Genomic DNA, 19189 nt, shown 5'->3' on the forward strand with positions numbered 1-19189 from the left:
AAACACCCTTTCTAACAATATATAACCAATTCATGATCAAGTAGCTTATACGACCTATATGATTTCACCACAAATACAAAAACACAAACCTTGAACTATCAAGAATTTGTGTTTTTTTGCATGTCATTCTTATATACCTTTATCAAGCTCGTATAACCTACGATATTTCTCATTTTCTTTCAGTAGCTGTTCATGGCTACCTTGCATAGCGATTTGACCACTATCAAGGAAAATAACTTCATCTACATGTTCCATTCCTACAAGATGATGTGTAATCCAAATAACAGTCTTTTCTTCTGTTGCAGAAAACATTGTTTCTATTAAGGCTAATTCCGTTTTAGGGTCTAAACCGATAGTCGGTTCATCAAGTACAATGATTGGTGTTTCTTGCATAAGGGTTCTTGCAAATGCTACCCTTTGCCTTTCTCCGCCAGAAAACCTCTTTCCCATTTCATGCATTTTTGTTTGCAATCCACCTGGAAGAGAAGTGATATGCGGGGCTAATTGTGCTTTCTCTAAAGCTTTCCATATCTCTTCATCATTCGCCTCTGGTTTACCAATTCGCACATTATTTCCAATTGTCGTATCGAACAAATGTGGCTTTTGATTTAACACAGAAATATATTTGGATAAAAGATTCGTATGAGCTTGTTCACCATTCAATAAAACTTGGCCATTTACCGGACTTAACGCCCCTGTTAACAATTTTAGTAAAGTAGATTTCCCTGTCCCACTTCTACCTAAAATAGCAATTTTCTTTCCTGCTTTTATTTGTAACGATACATCTTTTAATACAGTCTCGTTACTATCTGGGTAACTATACGATATATGATTCAGTTCAATATCTACATGTTTTGGTGCAACGTAATCTTTATCTCCATGCAAATCCATTTCATCATGTAAAACACTATCACTTTCTACACGATTAAGACGATGAGCAGATTCTACATACGATGGGATTCGATCGATGGCATCTGAAATAGGAATAAGCGCATTCGTTACAGATAAAGTCATTAATACGAAAGCCGCGATAACTGTAGGTGCAATCTGTTCACTTGACGCTTCATTCCCAGTCCATATAATCATTGAAATAACTACAATCCCTACTACTAAATGAATGAGACTGTCTCGAATATGATACCAGCGTTTCACTCTCTTCTCCGTTTTTAACAATTGATCATTTTGCTCTACATACGCATTAATAAATTCATTTTTTCTACCACTCGCCTGCCAATCAGATAACCCAAATACTACATCTGTCAATTGTTGATACAAACGATTTCTCCCTTGCTTCAAAGCAATATGATGTCGTTTCATTAAAAGCAGTGATACAACCGGAAGAAGAAAAACGATAATAGCTAACATACAGCCTGCAATAAGTGCAAATACTAAATCAAATGCACCGATAACAAGTACGAAGATGCTATATACAACTAGCGCTAATATACTAGGAAATATTGTTCGTAAATATAGATTCTGTAAATGTTCAATATCCTCAGACAATACACCTAGTACATCACCAGTTTGAAAGCGTGAGCGGAAAAATAACGCCTGTGGTTCTACAATTCTATATAGTTTCGTTCTCATTTTTTCTAATATACGTAGTACAACATCATGCCCAACTAAACGCTCTAAATAATGAAAGACCGCTTGTCCTATACTAAATGCACGCGTTGCGACAATAGGAACATATACAGCCATTACATTTTCTGGTCTGAGAGCAGATTTAGAAATTAAATAACCTGAAATAAAAAGTAACATCGCACCCGAACTAACTCCAAGAAGCCCCAGGAAAATAGTCAAAGTCATTCTACCTTTATTTTGCTGTATATAAGGCTTAATCCAATTACTCATCGCTCTCCCCTCTCTTCCCTATGAAAATGTAATGTCTCATTCTTTAAATGTTCTTCATATGTTCCACTTTCTTTAATTTCCCCTTTATTTAAAATAAGAATATGATCCATTTGCTTCATCCAATGCAGACGATGCGTTGCAAGAAATACTAACTTACCTTCAAACAGACGTAACATCGATTGCTTTATTTCAAATTCAGTTTCAATATCAAGATGTGCTGTAGGTTCATCTAATAAAATAATTGGCTTTTTACTTAAAAGTGCACGTGCCATAGCGACACGTTGTTCTTGTCCGCCACTAAGCATACGTCCACCTTCTCCAATTCTTTCGTACATCCCATGTGGTAATGATGCAACTAGCGAACGAAGGCCCACTTCATTTATAACTCTCTCAACTTCTTCATCAAGTGTATTCGCTTCATAGAAACAAATATTATCTTTTAACGAAAGTGGAAAAATATAAGGTTGTTGCGGAATATAGGCAATGTTTTTTTGCCAATCTTCTCGAGTAGATGCGTCAATTTCCACACCATTTACAATCATATTTCCACCTGACGGATTTAGAAATCCTGCTAACACATCGATTAGCGTTGATTTCCCTGCCCCACTTTCACCAATAATGCCTATAGCACCGTTACCTTGCCAAGTAAAATTAATTCCCTCTAATATAGCCTTTTCAGATTCATCATTATTTACTTTTACATCTTGTAATTTCAAGCTACTAGAAGAATTCCATACTATATCTACATTTGAATCCTTCTTTTCTATTTCTTTTTGTTTCTGTAGAATTTCTTCTATTTGCTCCATTGCAAGTTGTCCATCTAATGTAGCATGATAATTCGCTCCAACTTGCTTAATCGGCAGAAAATATTCCGGCGCTAAAATTAAAATCGTAAGAGCTGGTAACAGTATAATTGTCCCATCTATTAACCGTATCCCTAACCCAACTGCTACAAATGCAATTGATAAACTCGTAAAGAAATCTAATGCAAAAGAAGAAAGAAAAGCAACTCGCAAAGTACGCATCGTTGCTTTTCTATATCGTTTACTTACTTTTTCAATCTTTCCTTCGTGCTGTTTACTTTTCCCTAAATACTTTAATGTTTCTAACCCTTTTAATGTATCTACAAAATGATTAGAAAGTACACGATATGTTTCATATTGGCTATCCGCCATTTTTTGCGCTGCTAATCCTAAAAGGATCATAAATATAATCACAATAGGAATCGTTACAACTAAAATGATTCCTGACTTAATGTCCAGTGTAAAAACATATAGAACAATTAGTCCTGGTACGATACTACTTCTAATCATTTTAGGAATTGTCAATTCAATATATGTTTTGAATTTCTCTATGCCTTCAATCGATAAAGTAACCAAATGACCCGTTCCATTCGTTTGGACAAATCTCGGCCCTAATGTAAAATATGCTTCTATTATTTGTTTACGTAATGCCAATCCTGTTTTTTCAGCGAAACGCTCAACCAATATTTGCGATGTTCGCACCAACATTTGACGTACTGCAAACGTAATCCCAAAATAAACAGTTTCATTTAGCACAGCTTGCACTGTTTCTCCATGAAATAAAAATGTGATTGCTCGTGCTAAAAACACTGTCTGTGCAATAATACTACACGCCTCTAAAATGCTAATAAAGGTTAAAGTTACATATAAAACTCGGCTACCAGGATACGACGGAAGTCCTCTTTTTCTTTTCATTAGTACTCCAAATCTTTGTCTGACTTAACAGGTTGTCTAAATACATAGAAACTCCATATTTGACTACCGATAACAAACGGTAAAATAGCAAGAGAAAAATAGCTCATCAGTTTTAATGCATAAGGTCCTGATGCCGCATTATAAATTGTCAAATCATTCACCGCTCCTAATGAGCTAATCATGACACGCGGGAACATACCGATGAACACACTTGCACTTAGCAAAATGATTGTTAAACTCGTCATAAAGAAAGCCCAACCATCTCTTCTTCTTTTATTTAATAAAGTAGAAACAAATAGCGCTACAAAAGCTCCAATCGGAACCATTAGCCACTCTGAACCATGTGCGGTGAAAATATCTGTTTTCCATAACCCTACACCTGCAAAAACAAGAAGTGCTATTAATGCAAAAGGTGCAATCTTTGTCGCGGCAATACGTGCGCGTTCTCGTAATTTTCCTGTTGTACGTATAGTAAGAAATTGCAAACCATGAACAATACATAGAAGAAGAAACATAACTCCTCCAAGTAACGCAAATGGGTGAAGTAATTTCATAAATCCGCCTACCATATTTTTACTTTCATCAATTGGTACACCTGTCATAAAGTTTGCGATCGCAACTCCCCAAAGTATAGGAGGTAGCATGCTTCCAATAAACATGCCCCAATCCCAGAAACTTTTCCACTTATGGTTTTCTATTTTCGCACGGAATTTAAAGGAAACGCCTCTTATAATTAAAGCAAGAAGCATAAACACAAACGGAATATAGAACCCACTAAATAAAGTTGCATACCAGTGCGGAAATGCCGCAAACATTGCACCACCAGCACAAACAAGCCATACTTCATTTGCGTGCCAAAACGGTCCAATTGTATTTAAATATATTCGCTTTTCCAAATCATTCTTGCCTAAAAACCTTGAAACGATTCCTACACCAAAATCGAAACCTTCAAGTACAAAGAACCCAACGAATAAGGTTGAAATAATTAGAAACCATAACTCATTAAGAGATAACATACTCTTCCTCCTTATCAAATGGATCATGGCTTTGATAATCCTTTTTCGTTTTCTTATTCGCATGTCCTTTAATGATACGAACGAATAAGTAAACAGTAATGCCTCCAATAATTACATATAATGATGTGAATGAAACAAGAGAGAATAATACTTCTCCAAATGTAACGTTTGGAGATACTGCATCTTCTGTTTTCATAACACCGAAGACAACCCAAGGCTGACGTCCCATTTCAGTCATAATCCAACCTACTGTATTTCCGATAAACGGTAGTGCAATTGCATATACCATTAATTTTAAATACCAAGTTTTTTCAGCTAAACGATCTTTTCTTGATAAGAACCAGCCGTACACTCCTAGAAGAAGCATGAATGTTCCACTCATTACCATCGCTCTAAAACTCCAGAACATAGTATGTACTGGCGGAATATAATCCCCAGGTCCATATTTTTCTTCATATTGTTTTTGAATTTGATTCATTCCTTCAACTTGACCGCTAAATTTATCGTATGACAATAGACTTAACATATAAGGAATTTGAATTTCAAACGAATTTTCTTTCTTCTCTGTATCAATTTTCGCAAATACTGTAAATGGCGCTGGATCCTCACTCGTATTCCATAGCGCTTCAGCTGCTGCCATTTTCATTGGATGTGTCTTAATTAAATTTTGTGCTTGTGCATGACCGAAAAACAATACCAATGCTGTTGAAATTGTTCCAACAACGATAGAAACTCGGAAAGACTTCTTAAACACCTCAGTCTCTTGTTGTTTTGCAATTTTCCATGCACTAACACCAGCAATAAAGAATGCGCCTGTTGCAAGTGCCGCTGTAATTGTATGCGGGAATTGCACCCATAGTTGTGGATTTTGAATAATCGCCAAGAAATCATTCATCTGCGCACGTCCATCTGCAGCCATTTCATATCCTACCGGGGACTGCATAAATGCACTTGCAGTTAAAATCCAAAATGCTGATAACATTGTTCCTATTGAAAGGAGCCAAATACATAAAAGGTGAACTCGCTTCGGAAGTTTATCCTCACCGAATACCCATAAACCTAGGAATGTAGACTCAATGAAAAATGCTAATAAACCTTCAATTGCCAGTGACGGTCCGAAAACATCACCAACAAAACGTGAATATGTTGACCAGTTCATACCAAACTGAAATTCTTGTAAAATACCTGTTACAACACCTACTGCAAAGTTAACAAGGAATATTTGTGTCCAAAACTTTGTCATTTTCTTATAAACTTCTTGTCCCTTTACCACATACAACGTTTGCATTAACGCAATGATAAAAGCTAAACCAATAGATAGCGGAACGAAAAAGTAATGAAAAATCGTTGTAGATGCAAATTGTATTCGTGCCAATTCGAGCGTTTCCATGCTAAATTCACTTCCTTCATAATTTTTTATATCGTAATATCGATTGAATTCACTTCATAACGAACAATTCAATCATTTGGAAATACAAAAAGATAAATTCGTTTATGTACTTTCTGAAAATATAGATTGTCAGTTTTTTAGATAATTACAAAAGAACTTTCTTCATACGATTTACCTTTTCACTATTTCAGTAGTGTTTTATTCGTTAATCGAATTGTATAATATACTTACATAATAAATTCAGGTGATTTTTGACGTATTATTGACAGGATTTTGTCTGAAATATGTCTTTTGTAATTTTTTTGAATTAGATTTCTCACATTTTAAAAACTTGTTTTTCAAACATACAACAGACTCTTATATCAATTATTATTACGTTTTTCTCTTCATACGCTTGACTTTCCCCTTAAAAAATGTCCTCGAATCAAACCTGAAAATACGCTATATTTTTGTCAAGAGAAAAATATATTTACAAAATTCAAATTAAGAATATTGTTATTCACAAATAGAAAAATCCTTTCCTTTTTTAGACTAAAAATTCATTTTTTCGTCATTTTTCAAAACTGAATTAACATAAAAAATACCGAGAGTCAGCTAGACTCCCGGTATTTTTCAATTATTTTGCTATGTGCTTTCTAACAGCCGGCATAATTTCAGTTGCAATTAATTCGATGTTTTTCTCAATCTTATCAAATGGTACACCGCCAAAATCAATTTGTGCCATAAAACGTTGTTGTCCAAATAACTCATGTTGATACAGCATTTTTTCAATAATTTGTTGCGGGCTACCAATCATTAACGCGTCACGATAATCTATTGCATTAGTAAATTGTTGTTTTGGATACCCACCACCACGTAGTGCAAGCATACCAGCATGAATATGAGGATAATATTCACTAAGTGCATCTTGTGAATTTTCTGCTGTATAAAATAAACTTGTTGTAGCAATTGGTAATGTTGCTGGATCAAAACCACTTTGTTCAGCAGCTTCACGATATGCATCCACCGAAACTTTAAAATTAACAGCTGGGCCACCAAGTGTCGTAAGCATCATTGGTACACCTGCGTGTCCTGCCTTAATTGCACTAGCAGGTGGCCCTCCAACAGCACGCCAAATTGGCATATTGTTATTTTTAGCTCTCGGTATAATTGTCGCATGTTCAAGCGGCGTTCTAAACTGCCCTTTCCATGTTACACTTTCTTCTTTATTTATTTTTAATAAAAGATCCATCTTCTCTTCAAATAGTTCTTCATAATAATTTACATCGTAACCCAGTAAACTATATCCCCCAATACGAGATCCACGACCAGCAACGATTTCCGCACGACCATTAGAAATTAAATCGATTGTAGCAAAATCCTCATATACACGAACCGGATCTGACGTGCTTAATACTGTTGCAGAACTCGCGATTTTAATATTTTTCGTAGCTTGTGCAATAGCTCCTAAAATAACTGTATGAGCTTGCGTTGTAAAATGCGCTTGATGACTTTCACCGACAGCAAACACATCAAGTCCAGCTTCATCTGCTAACTTAGCTGTTTCAATTAGTTCATGAATTCTTTTTTCTGCACTTATTTTCGAACCATTATGCGGATTTAAAATGTGATCTCCAATTGAATATAATCCAAATTCAATTCCTTTACTTATATCAATACGGTATTGTTCCATAGTTGTCCTCTCCCTTTTAATCAAGTGGTATTAATTTCTCTTCAATCTCTTTTCTTCTCTCTTCTAAAAATGGTGGTAAATCCAGCTCTTTTCCTAAATCAGTAACTGCTGAATCTACAGTAAATCCTGGCCCATCCGTCGCAATCTCAAATAAAATTCCATTTGACTCACGGAAATATAAACTTTTAAAATAAAAGCGATCGATGATCCCTGTTGATTGGAACCCTTTATCTTTCACCGCTTCATTCCAATAACTCAGCTCTTCATCATTTTTCACACGAATAGCTAAATGATGAATACTTCCTTTTCCAGGTCTTTCACTTTCTCCCTCTTGCTGTTTCACCAAAATTTCTCCAAAAGTTTGACCAGCAATAGATTGATAAATTCCCTCATCGTCTGAACGAGATACTTCTTTATAACCAAATAAACCTGTTAATGTTTTTGATAATTTATTTAAACTGCGCACTGTCATTTCAACTGTTCCCATACCTAAAATACGATGATTCTGCTCTACAGAAGAGTCATCCCATGCAGTCCAATATTCAGGCACCTCTTCACCGTTATTATTTAGTAGCACTAACCGTAGGCCATCTGGATCTTCAAAGTGCAGTGCGTCTCGGCTGGCGTAAGTTGTAATTTCTCCATGCGCCACTTGAAGCGACTCAAAACGTTTCTTCCAAAATGTAAGGCTTTCTATTGAAGGTACGAGCAAACCTATTTGCGTTATTGCATTTGTGCCACGGATTGTTCTTCCTACATTCGGCATTTCAAAAAATGATAATTCAGTTCCGGCACTCCCTGTTAAATCGCCATAAAACAAATGATACATAAATGGATTATCTTGATTGACTGTCTTTTTCACTCGGCGTAATCCTAAAACATCTCGATAAAAATTATTATTCGTTTTCGCATTTTTAGTCACCATAGAAATGTGGTGATGTCCTGGAATTGTATACATAAAACTTCCTCCTCTTTATCACTTGATTAGTCAATTGATTGAGTAAAAAAAATTACTCATTCGGTAATTCTTTTTTTTCACTATGCTTATGAACTTTTGTCATCAACTCGTATAGTATTTTCTGCTCTTCTTCATTTAATACATCATCAAAAAATGATGATTGAAATGCAAGTTGCTCTGGCAATGCTCTTTCTAAAGCCGCTTCCCCTTGCTCTGTAAGACTAATTGTTTTCGTTTTCCAATCTTGTTTTCGTATAATATATCCTTCTTTTTCAAGACGTGTTAACATTCGAGAAATACCGCCTTGTGTAACGGTAACCTTTTCTGCTAACTCCATTTGTGTTAATGGCTGATAAGTCCGTATTTGCAAAAGTACATCAAATTGAGCTGTCGTTAAATCAAAACGTTTTAAAAACTCATTTGACATTTGATTACTTTGGTTCGTAAATCGTATTAGGCGTAACCATATTAATGATCCTATCGTATTTTCACGCATGTTTCATCACTTCCTAGCGCTGATCTTACTATCACTTTACCACTCAAGTGATAGTAATGCAAGTAGAAATATGTTAAAAATACCTCCCAAAATCATTATTCTTAACTTTCCATTTCATTCATTGCTATATTTAAAGCTACCACAGCTTTTGGCCAACCAACGTAAAAAGCCATATGTGTTATTAATGCAACTAATTCATTCTCCATTATCCCATTTTGTTTAGCTAGCTTCAGATGAAATGGTAATTGTTCTGTATTACCAAGACTGATTAGTGCCGACAATGTACATAAGCTTCTTTCTCTTAATGTTAAAGCGGCATCCCGCCACACTTCCTCAAATAATATCTCTTCACTATAATGAGAAAATACAGGTGCTATTTCTCTCATTTTCTTTGGAATATAAAATTCAATTGGTTCATTCATCATTTTGCTCCCTTCATTTTTACCAATTGTGCCATCCCTTGACCAAATGACCAGTTTTCAGCAGCTGTCTCATGTAATGTAATAAAAATGTCAGTAACTTTTACGTTGGAACATTCCGAAACTTCGAAGGATATAGATTGATACAAACCTTTTTTCTGTTGTACTGTTCTTCCAGGTCCACATGTAATAGAAACATGAATCATATTCTCAGTTCTCATTTCTCCTCTTTCCAACAAATAATATGGATTATACAAAAATTGATTTCGTTGATAAGGTAAAAACATTTGAAAACAATCATTTTCAGGGATGTTAAAATGTTCAATTAATGAAAGATGGATACATTCACCTATCTTTTTCAACTCTTCTTTATTTAATATATTTTCATGATAATAAACGTTCACAAAAGGCATACATTTTCATTCCTTTTTCTTAATTTAGCATTCAACAACATATCATCGTGAAATATGTAAAATCTCATAAATAATAACATCGTCCATTACATCTATTTCAGGCTTTTCCTTATAAAAACTGAATTGACTATATCCCCACTTATCCGGATTATAAACTATTACATTTCCTAAACATTTTTCTATGTTTTGCACATTTTCATTTACTTTATTTAATTGCGTCCCAATCAGCGATTTACTTTGAGAAATACTTCCTACATATTCAACAGCATATCTACTTTTTCTAAAATCATTACTTAAATTAACAACTAATGGAACACCTATATTTATTTGTTGCCACCCAAACGATTGCAAAATATTATCGTAATACCCTTCGAATATAAATTTGTTCATCCCTTTATGACCATTCCACATATATAAAGGTGCATAACAGTTATAGAAATTCCCATACTTACCTGTCTCAGTAATTAAATAAGCCTTAAAATTTAGTTCTTGAAAACCATCAGTTTTAAACCCATTATCCTTTACCCTTTTTTTAATAATCTCCATGTCATAACCCTTTGGTAAAATGACCTTATATTGCATTCCAATCATGATTATCACTCACTTTCGATCTTATATACATAATGATAAACCGATGATTGGCTGACGTAAAATAGGTATAAATTATGTTTGGTATCATTTATAATGATACCGTATAAGGGGCTGAAATGAATGGAAATAAATGATCTTATCATATTTAAAACTGTAGCTAACGAAGGATCTATTAGTAAAGCTGCTAAAGAGCTAGGCTATGTACAACCAAATGTAACTGAGCGAATCAAAAAATTAGAACAAGAATTAGAAACACCTTTACTACATAGAGATAACAAAGGTGTTTCCCTGTTACCTTCTGGTGACATTTTATTAGACTACACGAATAAAATATTAGCTCTTTTAGAAGAAGCGAAAGATGAAATTAAAACAAGTACTTCTTCTTATGTAATAGCGACGTCACAATCTATTTTGACTAATTATTTAAGTATGCGTATTAAAGAAAATTTCAGGAATTATCAAATATATATAGAAAGTAGTAGCCATTTACAAAAACTACTACAGCAACAAAAAGTTGATATGGTCATAACTTATGAGGATTATCCCGACGCAGCGTTTAAAAAAGTATTCACCACTTCAATTTCTGTAGGCTTATTAAAAGCGAAAGAACAGTGTAACATTGACTTTTCAAAAGAACTTTTCTTTGTTAGTAACGATAAAAAGTGCCCTTTTAGAAATATGACAATACAATTTCTAAAAGAAAAAAATCTATCCCAGCATCAACTTCAACAGTTAGATTCTTATTCGCTTATTGAAGAGTTTATTGTTGAGGGAAATGGGATAGCTTTTTTACCGATTAGAAATGATAAATTAGTTCCAGTTGAAAATGTCGCGGTTGAAAAACTACCTATTAACTTCTTTACAACTCGAGACTTAGAAAAAGCGATTCCTGGTGAACTATTTAATTAATAAAGAGGCTACACTTTTCGTATTTTACGGGTAAATAGATATCCCTTTTCGAATCGCTAATATAACCTTCATATACTATCTGCTTAATAAAATAAAAAGGGATGTTACCTAGTTAATATGTTTAACTACTAGGACATCCCTTTTCATCTTGAAGACTTATTTCACACGTTCTGCTCCACCCCTGTACTCTTCTCCTTCTTACTTCTTTTAAAATTCTTCAACTTCTTAATCGTTCCAACTAATCCTTTTGGAAAAACTAATAATACGATAATGTATAATAAACCTAGAATAATCGTCCATCTTTCAAAAATCGGATATTCTGTCGCTAGTTCTGATAAATAATATTTTAGTGATTCAATAATCCCAGCTCCTGCAATGGCTCCGATTAACGTTCCAACTCCCCCAATCATTGTCATCAATAATGCATTTAACGTCATTTCAATCGAAAATACAGTCGTATTTACAAAGCGTAATGTGATGACGAATAAACCACCGCTAATCGCCGCTACTACTCCTGCCACTACACTTGCGATAATTTTATAATGAAGAACTTTATACCCAAGCGCTTCAACTCGTTGTTCATTTTGTGAAATTGCCTTTAATACTTTCCCAATTGAAGATTTTGTGAAAAGACGTAACAAAATGAAAATAATGATTAAACATATAAGTGTTACATAATAAAACGTAAAACGATCACGGAATATATTTGGTACACCAAATGTAAATCCATCTCCTCCATGAGTCAGTGAACGCCATTTTTCAGCAAGTACAAAAAACAGCTGGGAAATAGCGAGCGTTAACATTGCATAAAAATGACTTTTCAAACGTAATGAAAGCATACCAATTATATAACTAACGATGGCTGATATAATAATTGCGGCTGATATTCCTATAAAAAAGTTCGTTATAGACACCCCTTGCCGGTCAAATAAGAGTGCCACACCATACGCTCCTATTCCAAAGAACATACAATGACCGAATGAGACAATGCCTGTATATCCAAGTAGAACATCAAAGCTCATAGCGAAAATAGCGAAGATGAAGATTTGAGTGAACAAAATTAACAAGCTCCGTGAATCATTTACGAATGGAAATACACTTAAACAAATGAGCATAAAAACTCCAAAGTATACTTTAATTCGATCCGATGTGCTGTTCACCGTTTCACCCCTTTTCACCAACAAGTCCAGTTGGCTTCACTATTAAGAAAAATAGTAACATTAACATATTGATTGCTAGAGATAAATCTGGCACATAATACGCTGTAAAAGCACCGGCTAATCCAACTATTAATGACGCTATCGCTGAACCTTGTACACTACCTAATCCTCCAATGATAACTACTATAAAGGCTAAAATTGCATACTGCATACCCATCTCAGCGAAAATAACTCCTGAATATGGCGCTAGTAGGAAACCACCTAATGCTGCCATCCCCGCTCCTAATAAAAAGACAAACGAGAATATCGCTTTTACGTTAATTCCGAGAGCTTGAACCATCTCTTTATCTATTACACCAGCGCGAATCATTAGCCCTATCTTTGTTTTTTTCAGCAGTAATAGTAAAGCGATGTAAATTAGTATCCCGATTAAAATAACGAATAGGCGATATTTTATTAAGATAACTCCTCCAAATGTAAAACTTCCTTGAAGCCATAACGGTAATTTTGCAGCAATTGGATTAGGTCCCCAAAATATTTTGATGCACTCACTAAGAACGAGCATACCTCCGAGTGTAACGAGAAGCTGCCGGACATGGTTTCCATACACTGGCCTGATAAGAAATCTTTCTAAAATGAAACCGAGAAACATCCCCATAGCGACTGCTCCAATTAGTGCTAATACATAACTACCTGTCATATTGAATAACCAAACGCCTGTAAATGCTCCCCATGCAAATAAACCGCCATGCGCAAAATTTAGTACGCTCATTAAACCGAAAATAAGTGATAGACCAGACGCTAATAAAAAAATAAGCATCCCTGTCGAAACGCCGTTTACAAATAAGTTAATTAACACATCCACGTTCTATCCCCCCGTATCAATGTTAAGAAATGCCTAAATATTTATGACATGTTTCCTTATCCTCTCGCAGTGCATTCATAAAACCATTATGCACAATGCGCCCATTATCCATAATGTAAAAATAATCCCCGATTTGACTAGCCATCATAAAATTTTGTTCAACAAGTAAAACTGTCGTTTTCTCCTTCATTTTCAAAATAGCTATCATTAATTTTTCTATCATAATTGGAGACAATCCTTTACTCGGCTCATCAATAAGCAGTAGTCCATCACTATTAATATATGCTCTTGAAATAGCCAACATTTGTTTTTGTCCTCCACTTAAAAGCCCACTTTTCTTATGCCAAAATTGTTTTAAGTCTGGAAATAGTTCTAGCATCCAATCTATTTTCTCTTCAGATTCTTTTTCTACTTTTCCCCTAGCAAGTGCAAATGTCTCTTCTACTGTTAAATCATGAAAAATCCCTTGATTCTCTGGTACATAACCTATACCTTTTCTTGAAATTAAATGTGTAGATAATCCATTTATTTGTGCACTATCATAATAAATTTCACCATTTGCTATCCGGTGAAATCCCATAATCGAACGCAATGTTGTTGTTTTTCCAGCACCATTTCTTCCAAACAATACTGTAATCGTTCCCTTCTCAACCGAAAGAGACACTCCTTGTAAAATATGAAACTGATCTAAATACGTCTCTATATTATTCACCTGTAGTAGTGCCACTATATAATCCCCCTAAATAAGCACTTTGTACACGCTCATCTTTCATCATTTCTTCCGGCAATCCTTCAGCCAATAACTCACCATGAAATAAAACGATAAGATGATCTGATAAATCTAGCACCATATCCATTTTGTGTTCGATAAGTACGATTGTGCTATCTGGATTCTTTTTAATATTTTCGATTACTTGTAATATAGCCGGAACTTCCTCAACTGAAATACCTGCTGTCGGCTCATCTAGTAGTAATACATCTGTCTTTAATGCTAACAACATAGCAAGTTCTAGTTTTCTTTTTTCTCCGTGAGCTAAGTCTTTAGCTAATACGTCTCCTTTCTCGTGAAGGAGTACTGTCTTCAAAAGACGTCTCGCTTCTCCAGTTTGCTGCTTTAACTTGGCTGCATTCGGAAAGAAACTATAATAATCCTGAACAAACGATTGAACACTTAAACGCACATTTTCAAGTACTGTTAGCTCTGGAAAAATATTTGTCAGCTGAAAAGAACGACCAATCCCCAAACGCGTTCGATCTGAAATTGATAATTTTGTAATATCCTGCCCTTTAAAATAAACTTCACCTTTCGTCGGATAAATTTGCCCACTTAATAAATTGAATAGTGTTGTCTTTCCAGCACCATTCGGTCCAATTATTGAAATGAGCTTTCCTTTTTGTACCGTTAAATTAACATCCTTAATAACATGATGATCCCCAAAAGATACACAAAGATTTTTCGTCTCTAACAGATGTGTCATGAAATCCCTCCCACTGAAAGCCATGTTTATGAAAGAAATAAGTATAAAGAGGGTATCCCCTCTTTATACATAACGACAGAAAATTCAGTCTATTTATTTTGAACAGACGGTTCTGTTTCTTTCATTGTTAATTCTCGCTCTAACACTGGTACTGGATAATCAATCCCCTCTTGCTTTTTCAATGTTATAGAATACAATGTCTGTAATGCTTGGTGATCTTTCTCTCTAAATTTCATCTTTCCTTTCGGTGTCTCAAATTCCATCCCTTCCATTTTCTTGATAAGTGTATTTACATCTGTATCGCCCTTCGTTTTCTTTAAAGCTTCGACAATAGAAATTGCTGCTGACATTCCTCCTGCTGTAAACAAATCTGGAACAGCACCATTAAACCGTTTTTTATGTTCTTCTACTAGCCAATCGTTCACCTTATTCTTTGGAAGTGAGTGATAATAAACGGAAAACCCTTGCATCCCTATTAGCGCATCCATCGTTTTTAATGCTGGTATATCAGGTGCACCAGTAGAAATTTTAATCCCTTGCGCTTCCACATTCATATCTTTCAACTGTTTCCATGGTGAATTCGCACCTGCCCAAACGATAAATAAATAGTCTGGTTTTGAGCTAATAATATTTTGAATATTCGCAGTGAAATCCGTTGAATTCGTATCCGCGTATTGCTCGTTTACAATATTCGCACCTAATTTCTTCGCTCCCGCTTTAAATGCTGCAATTCCTTCACGACCGAAAGCATTATCTGGAGCAAACGTCGCAATCTTTACATCTTTTTTAGCAATTGAGGCAGCCCCTGCAATCGCATCTTGTGAAGAGTTTCTTCCTGTTCTAAAAATATATTTATTCCAGTTCTTCCCGGTAATACTATCAGCAACTGCCGGTTCTACAACCATAATTTTTTCATATTCTTCAGCTAGTGGTAATACTGCTAATGTATCACTTGAACTAGACGATCCGACTAAAAAATCAACTTTCTCTTCTTCTAATAATTTTGTAGCCTTTTTAACTGCTACATCTGCTTTCGTTTCTGTATCTTCTACAACAAACTTAATCTTCTTTCCTTCTACTTTCCCTGTTCCACCAGTTGCATAGTCTAACCCTAATTCAAATCCATTTACCGTTTGTTTTCCATAAGATTCTAATGGACCTGTTAATGAAGCAAGAACCCCTACCTTAATCGTTTTTTCATCTTCTGTACTTGTCTTCTTTCCTGAACAAGCCGCTGTTACTAACAATGACCCTAAAACACAACCAGTAACCACCGTTCTTAGCCATTTACGTATTTTCATCGACATTGGGATCCTCCCCATACTTTACTTTCTGATAGAATCAAACACGCCAAATTCCCTTGTCCGTAATCATGACTTTAAAATTGGTAATGGAAAACTTTTGTAGTAACCTCTACATTCGGCATAAATCTATAATCACCTTCCTATTAAATGGAAACGGACATACAATCAATATATATTCGGTTGTTCAAATGAAATTACTGTTTCACTACAATAATCATCACGCAAAAAGCTGCAAATAATTGACTTAAGTTATTAAGTCAATTATTTGCAGCTTACCTAAAAACGATTAGAAAAATAGATTAATTATTTTCGACCTTCTCTAACCCTTCAACCAATTGTTTCTTATCTAGCCCTTCCCCTATTACTACCAAGTTTGTCGGGAAACCAAAATCTTGCTCCAATAAAGTCGGTACCCCAAACGAATATTGGAATAGATGAGGGTATTTATCTCCATGGAATTTCACAAAACCTTTCACTCGATAAATACTATCTGGTAAATTCGAAAGCCATTCATATAATTTGTCTTGATCAATCGATTTCGTAAATTGATACGTCATCGTTTGTATATGTAAATGCTGTTTAACATGAAGTGTCTCGTGTTCTCCATCACTCATAAATTCAGCTTCTTCTATATCCTTTAAAGATATATTACAATACTTTGTTTCATACAACTTCGCATGATTATTTATTGCTTTTACATCTTCAAATACTTTATTTTTATCTTCCTCTGTTAATAAATCTGATTTATTAATGAGAATATGACTTCCATATTTCATTTGCTCATGTAATAGCTGCTGTACATTTGCACTTAATATACTTCGGTTTAGCCATCTTACTGCATCTAATACGACTACTATAGATTTCACTTCAAGGAAAGGAGCTAAAATTGGTGATACACATGCATCTAACACTTCAATTGGATGTGCGACGCCTGTTGTTTCAATATAAATTACATCTGGTCTTTCCTGTTGATATAAAGAATGTAATTGTATTTCAAGCTCTTCTTTTAACGTGCAACAAATACATCCTTTCAGAAGTTCCTTTAACACATTCTCTTTTCCAATAATATCTGTATCTACCGAGTATTCACCGATTTCATTCATCAAAACTGCAACTTTTCGATTTTTCTTCTTTTCTGCTAATAATAAATTTTGCAGCAATGTTGATTTTCCGCTACCTAAAAAACCACCTAATATATGAATTTCTACTTTACTCATTTGACCGACCATCCATTTCTCTACTTCAAATTTCTTCAAAGCGTAATTATTACGATTTATATTTATCATTTTATTAAAAGAATACCTATTTGTAAACAAAACTGCTAGATTATCGTTTCATTTTCCATTCACTTCATGAGCAACTCTAATTCCAGACTCGATTGCTCCCTGCATCCATCCATGTGTTAATGTCGTATGTTCTCCTGCAAAGTGCACTCTACCCGCTGGCGGCGTAATATATGGAAACAATTCAAGCTCTTGCCCTGGTTCAAAAGCTGTAAATGCTCCGCAAGAATACGGATTTTGACTCCAGCTAAAAGATTCTCCCGCAACATACTCACTATAAACCACATTCCCATAAATTTGCGCTAAATTTTTCAATGCATAACGAATACGATCTCTATGCGAGAGACTATCCCACGTTAACGCTTCATCTGCCCACGTATAGCTTGCTATAATGATAGCTGCCCCTGGTGTCTGAATGCCATAGCTCGGATAATATGTAAAACGTATCGGTAAATCCGTAATAGATTTCCCACCACACTGCCCCGCTCTTTCCCAAAATCTACTTTTGAACTCTATCGCAATTTTAGTCGCTGCAATATAATTCAATTCACGAATTGCCCGTCTTTTATAATAGGAGAATAAATAATATGGCTGGACTTCTACAAATCGCAAAGCTGAAAATGGAATTGTGACAATAGCGATGTCACCAGTTACTATACATGAATTTAACGTTTGTTCATGTGTTACTTGCATCATTACTTTATTATCTTCCTGTATAATTTTTTCTACTTTATACGACATAAAAATATTATCCTTTAGCTCTGGTAAAAATGAATTTGCTAATGCATCCATCCCGCCCGTTATCTCATAATATTTCGTCGTTGAAGTGAAAAAGATCATTTCGCGTAATACTTCAATTAAAGACATTCCCATATATGCTTCCATATCAAGAAGTACTCCAATCATATCTATTGCCCCATCTGAATAATACTCGGTTAAAAATGAACCGAGCGAATATGTTTTATACTTTTTTTCAACAATAATCCAGTTTTTATCAGGATCTTTCTTAATATAATTAAGTATCGGTTCCAATACCTCTAACATTAATTCTTCTGCCGTTTTCCCCCTTTCTTTATCTAAAACTGGATATTCAAGTACACTTGGATCCTTTTCAAACACATCCAATCTCGTTCTTTTGTTATTCGTATAAATTACATCTGAAGAAGTTTTATTAATAAAAATGTTTAACGGTAGTTTAAATTTACGAATGTAGGCTAAAGTTAAATCATGAGTATCCGGAATACGCATAGGGCCTGCGTTAAAATATAGCCCTGAGCTAAATGGTTCACGAATCGTATACACCCTGCCACCTATTCTGTTATTTGCTTCTATAATCGTTACCTCGTGCCCAGCTTCTTTTAATAAAGATGCTGTAACTAATCCAGACATTCCTGCACCGGCAATTGTAATCCGTTTGGGGTTATTTGTTTTGGCAAGCCCTTCATGAATAATTTGAAGCATTTCTTCCATCGATAATGGATTCCCCATGCCAATTCCCCTTTTATGAAGGATTTTACTGAATTATATTCGTTTAACAGGATTCCTATGTTTCATTAAAGTAATTGAGCGGATACATTTTCAATTACTTGAATATCTTTTATAAAATGTAATAAAATAGATATGAAACTTCAGAAGTAAGACGTATTATCTTACATAATAAAAT

Annotated in this window: 18 protein-coding genes; 1 reads left to right on the forward strand and 17 read right to left on the reverse strand. The window is 34.7% G+C overall.

Annotation, left to right across the window (positions count from 1 at the left end; translation table 11 throughout):
• Positions 1–129 precede the first annotated feature (129 nt).
• The 10 genes from cydC to CDB3_RS14820 form a co-directional block, all read right to left on the reverse strand.
• Positions 130–1854 (reverse strand): thiol reductant ABC exporter subunit CydC, encoded by a 1725-nt coding sequence (cydC, locus tag CDB3_RS14775; RefSeq protein ID WP_128855011.1) that lies wholly within the window; start codon positions 1852–1854, stop codon positions 130–132.
• A complete protein-coding gene (cydD, locus tag CDB3_RS14780) occupies positions 1851–3572 on the reverse strand; it encodes a thiol reductant ABC exporter subunit CydD (protein WP_128855012.1) in 1722 nt (573 codons plus the stop codon). Before cydD ends, cydC begins: the two co-directional genes overlap by 4 nt.
• Positions 3572–4588 (reverse strand): cytochrome d ubiquinol oxidase subunit II, encoded by a 1017-nt coding sequence (gene cydB, locus CDB3_RS14785; RefSeq protein ID WP_128855013.1) that lies wholly within the window; start codon positions 4586–4588, stop codon positions 3572–3574. Before cydB ends, cydD begins: the two co-directional genes overlap by 1 nt.
• On the reverse strand, positions 4575–5978 hold the full coding sequence (cydA, locus tag CDB3_RS14790) for a cytochrome ubiquinol oxidase subunit I (protein ID WP_128855014.1): 1404 nt from the start codon (positions 5976–5978) through the stop codon (positions 4575–4577). The genes cydB and cydA overlap by 14 nt, the downstream gene beginning before the upstream one ends.
• Positions 5979–6594: 616 nt before the next feature.
• Positions 6595–7650, reverse strand: a complete 1056-nt coding sequence (locus tag CDB3_RS14795; RefSeq protein WP_128855015.1) for an LLM class flavin-dependent oxidoreductase — start codon at positions 7648–7650, stop codon at positions 6595–6597.
• 16 nt (positions 7651–7666) lie between these two features.
• Positions 7667–8608: a ring-cleaving dioxygenase gene (locus CDB3_RS14800; protein ID WP_128855016.1), complete on the reverse strand. Its 942-nt coding sequence runs from the start codon at positions 8606–8608 to the stop codon at positions 7667–7669.
• A 52-nt stretch (positions 8609–8660) separates the two neighbouring features.
• A complete protein-coding gene (locus CDB3_RS14805; protein WP_098501106.1) occupies positions 8661–9104 on the reverse strand; it encodes a MarR family winged helix-turn-helix transcriptional regulator in 444 nt (147 codons plus the stop codon).
• A gap of 101 nt (positions 9105–9205) precedes the next feature.
• Entirely contained in the window at positions 9206–9529 is a 324-nt protein-coding gene (locus tag CDB3_RS14810) for a carboxymuconolactone decarboxylase family protein (RefSeq protein ID WP_256869825.1), read from the reverse strand.
• On the reverse strand, positions 9526–9936 hold the full coding sequence (locus tag CDB3_RS14815) for a tautomerase family protein (protein ID WP_128855017.1): 411 nt from the start codon (positions 9934–9936) through the stop codon (positions 9526–9528). Before CDB3_RS14815 ends, CDB3_RS14810 begins: the two co-directional genes overlap by 4 nt.
• Before the next feature lie 42 nt (positions 9937–9978).
• Entirely contained in the window at positions 9979–10527 is a 549-nt protein-coding gene (locus CDB3_RS14820; RefSeq protein ID WP_128855018.1) for a DUF4865 family protein, read from the reverse strand.
• A 120-nt stretch (positions 10528–10647) separates the two neighbouring features.
• Between CDB3_RS14820 and CDB3_RS14825 the strand changes: the two genes are divergently transcribed.
• Positions 10648–11436, forward strand: a complete 789-nt coding sequence (locus CDB3_RS14825; RefSeq protein ID WP_128855019.1) for a LysR family transcriptional regulator — start codon at positions 10648–10650, stop codon at positions 11434–11436.
• A 161-nt stretch (positions 11437–11597) separates the two neighbouring features.
• Here the strand turns inward: CDB3_RS14825 and CDB3_RS14830 are convergent, their stop codons facing one another.
• From CDB3_RS14830 to CDB3_RS14860, 7 genes are all read right to left on the reverse strand, one after another.
• A complete protein-coding gene (locus CDB3_RS14830; RefSeq protein ID WP_128855096.1) occupies positions 11598–12551 on the reverse strand; it encodes a branched-chain amino acid ABC transporter permease in 954 nt (317 codons plus the stop codon).
• 49 nt (positions 12552–12600) lie between these two features.
• Entirely contained in the window at positions 12601–13461 is an 861-nt protein-coding gene (locus tag CDB3_RS14835) for a branched-chain amino acid ABC transporter permease (RefSeq protein WP_128855020.1), read from the reverse strand.
• 22 nt (positions 13462–13483) lie between these two features.
• A complete protein-coding gene (locus CDB3_RS14840; protein WP_128855021.1) occupies positions 13484–14188 on the reverse strand; it encodes a branched-chain amino acid ABC transporter ATP-binding protein in 705 nt (234 codons plus the stop codon).
• The gene (locus CDB3_RS14845) at positions 14166–14939 is read right to left on the reverse strand and encodes an ABC transporter ATP-binding protein (RefSeq protein WP_128855022.1); all 774 of its coding nucleotides are present in this window, start codon (positions 14937–14939) and stop codon (positions 14166–14168) included. Before CDB3_RS14845 ends, CDB3_RS14840 begins: the two co-directional genes overlap by 23 nt.
• Positions 14940–15028: 89 nt before the next feature.
• The gene (locus CDB3_RS14850) at positions 15029–16246 is read right to left on the reverse strand and encodes a substrate-binding domain-containing protein (RefSeq protein ID WP_128855023.1); all 1218 of its coding nucleotides are present in this window, start codon (positions 16244–16246) and stop codon (positions 15029–15031) included.
• Between the two features lie 296 nt (positions 16247–16542).
• Positions 16543–17460, reverse strand: coding sequence for a CobW family GTP-binding protein (locus tag CDB3_RS14855; protein ID WP_179139707.1), 918 nt, complete (start codon positions 17458–17460; stop codon positions 16543–16545).
• Positions 17461–17577: 117 nt separating this feature from the next.
• The gene (locus CDB3_RS14860; RefSeq protein ID WP_128855025.1) at positions 17578–19014 is read right to left on the reverse strand and encodes a flavin monoamine oxidase family protein; all 1437 of its coding nucleotides are present in this window, start codon (positions 19012–19014) and stop codon (positions 17578–17580) included.
• Positions 19015–19189: the final 175 nt, after the last annotated feature.

The sequence above is a fragment of the Bacillus sp. CDB3 genome, assembly GCF_002081505.1.
In the GTDB taxonomy this organism is placed as follows: Bacteria; Bacillota; Bacilli; order Bacillales; family Bacillaceae_G; genus Bacillus_A; species Bacillus_A cereus_AT.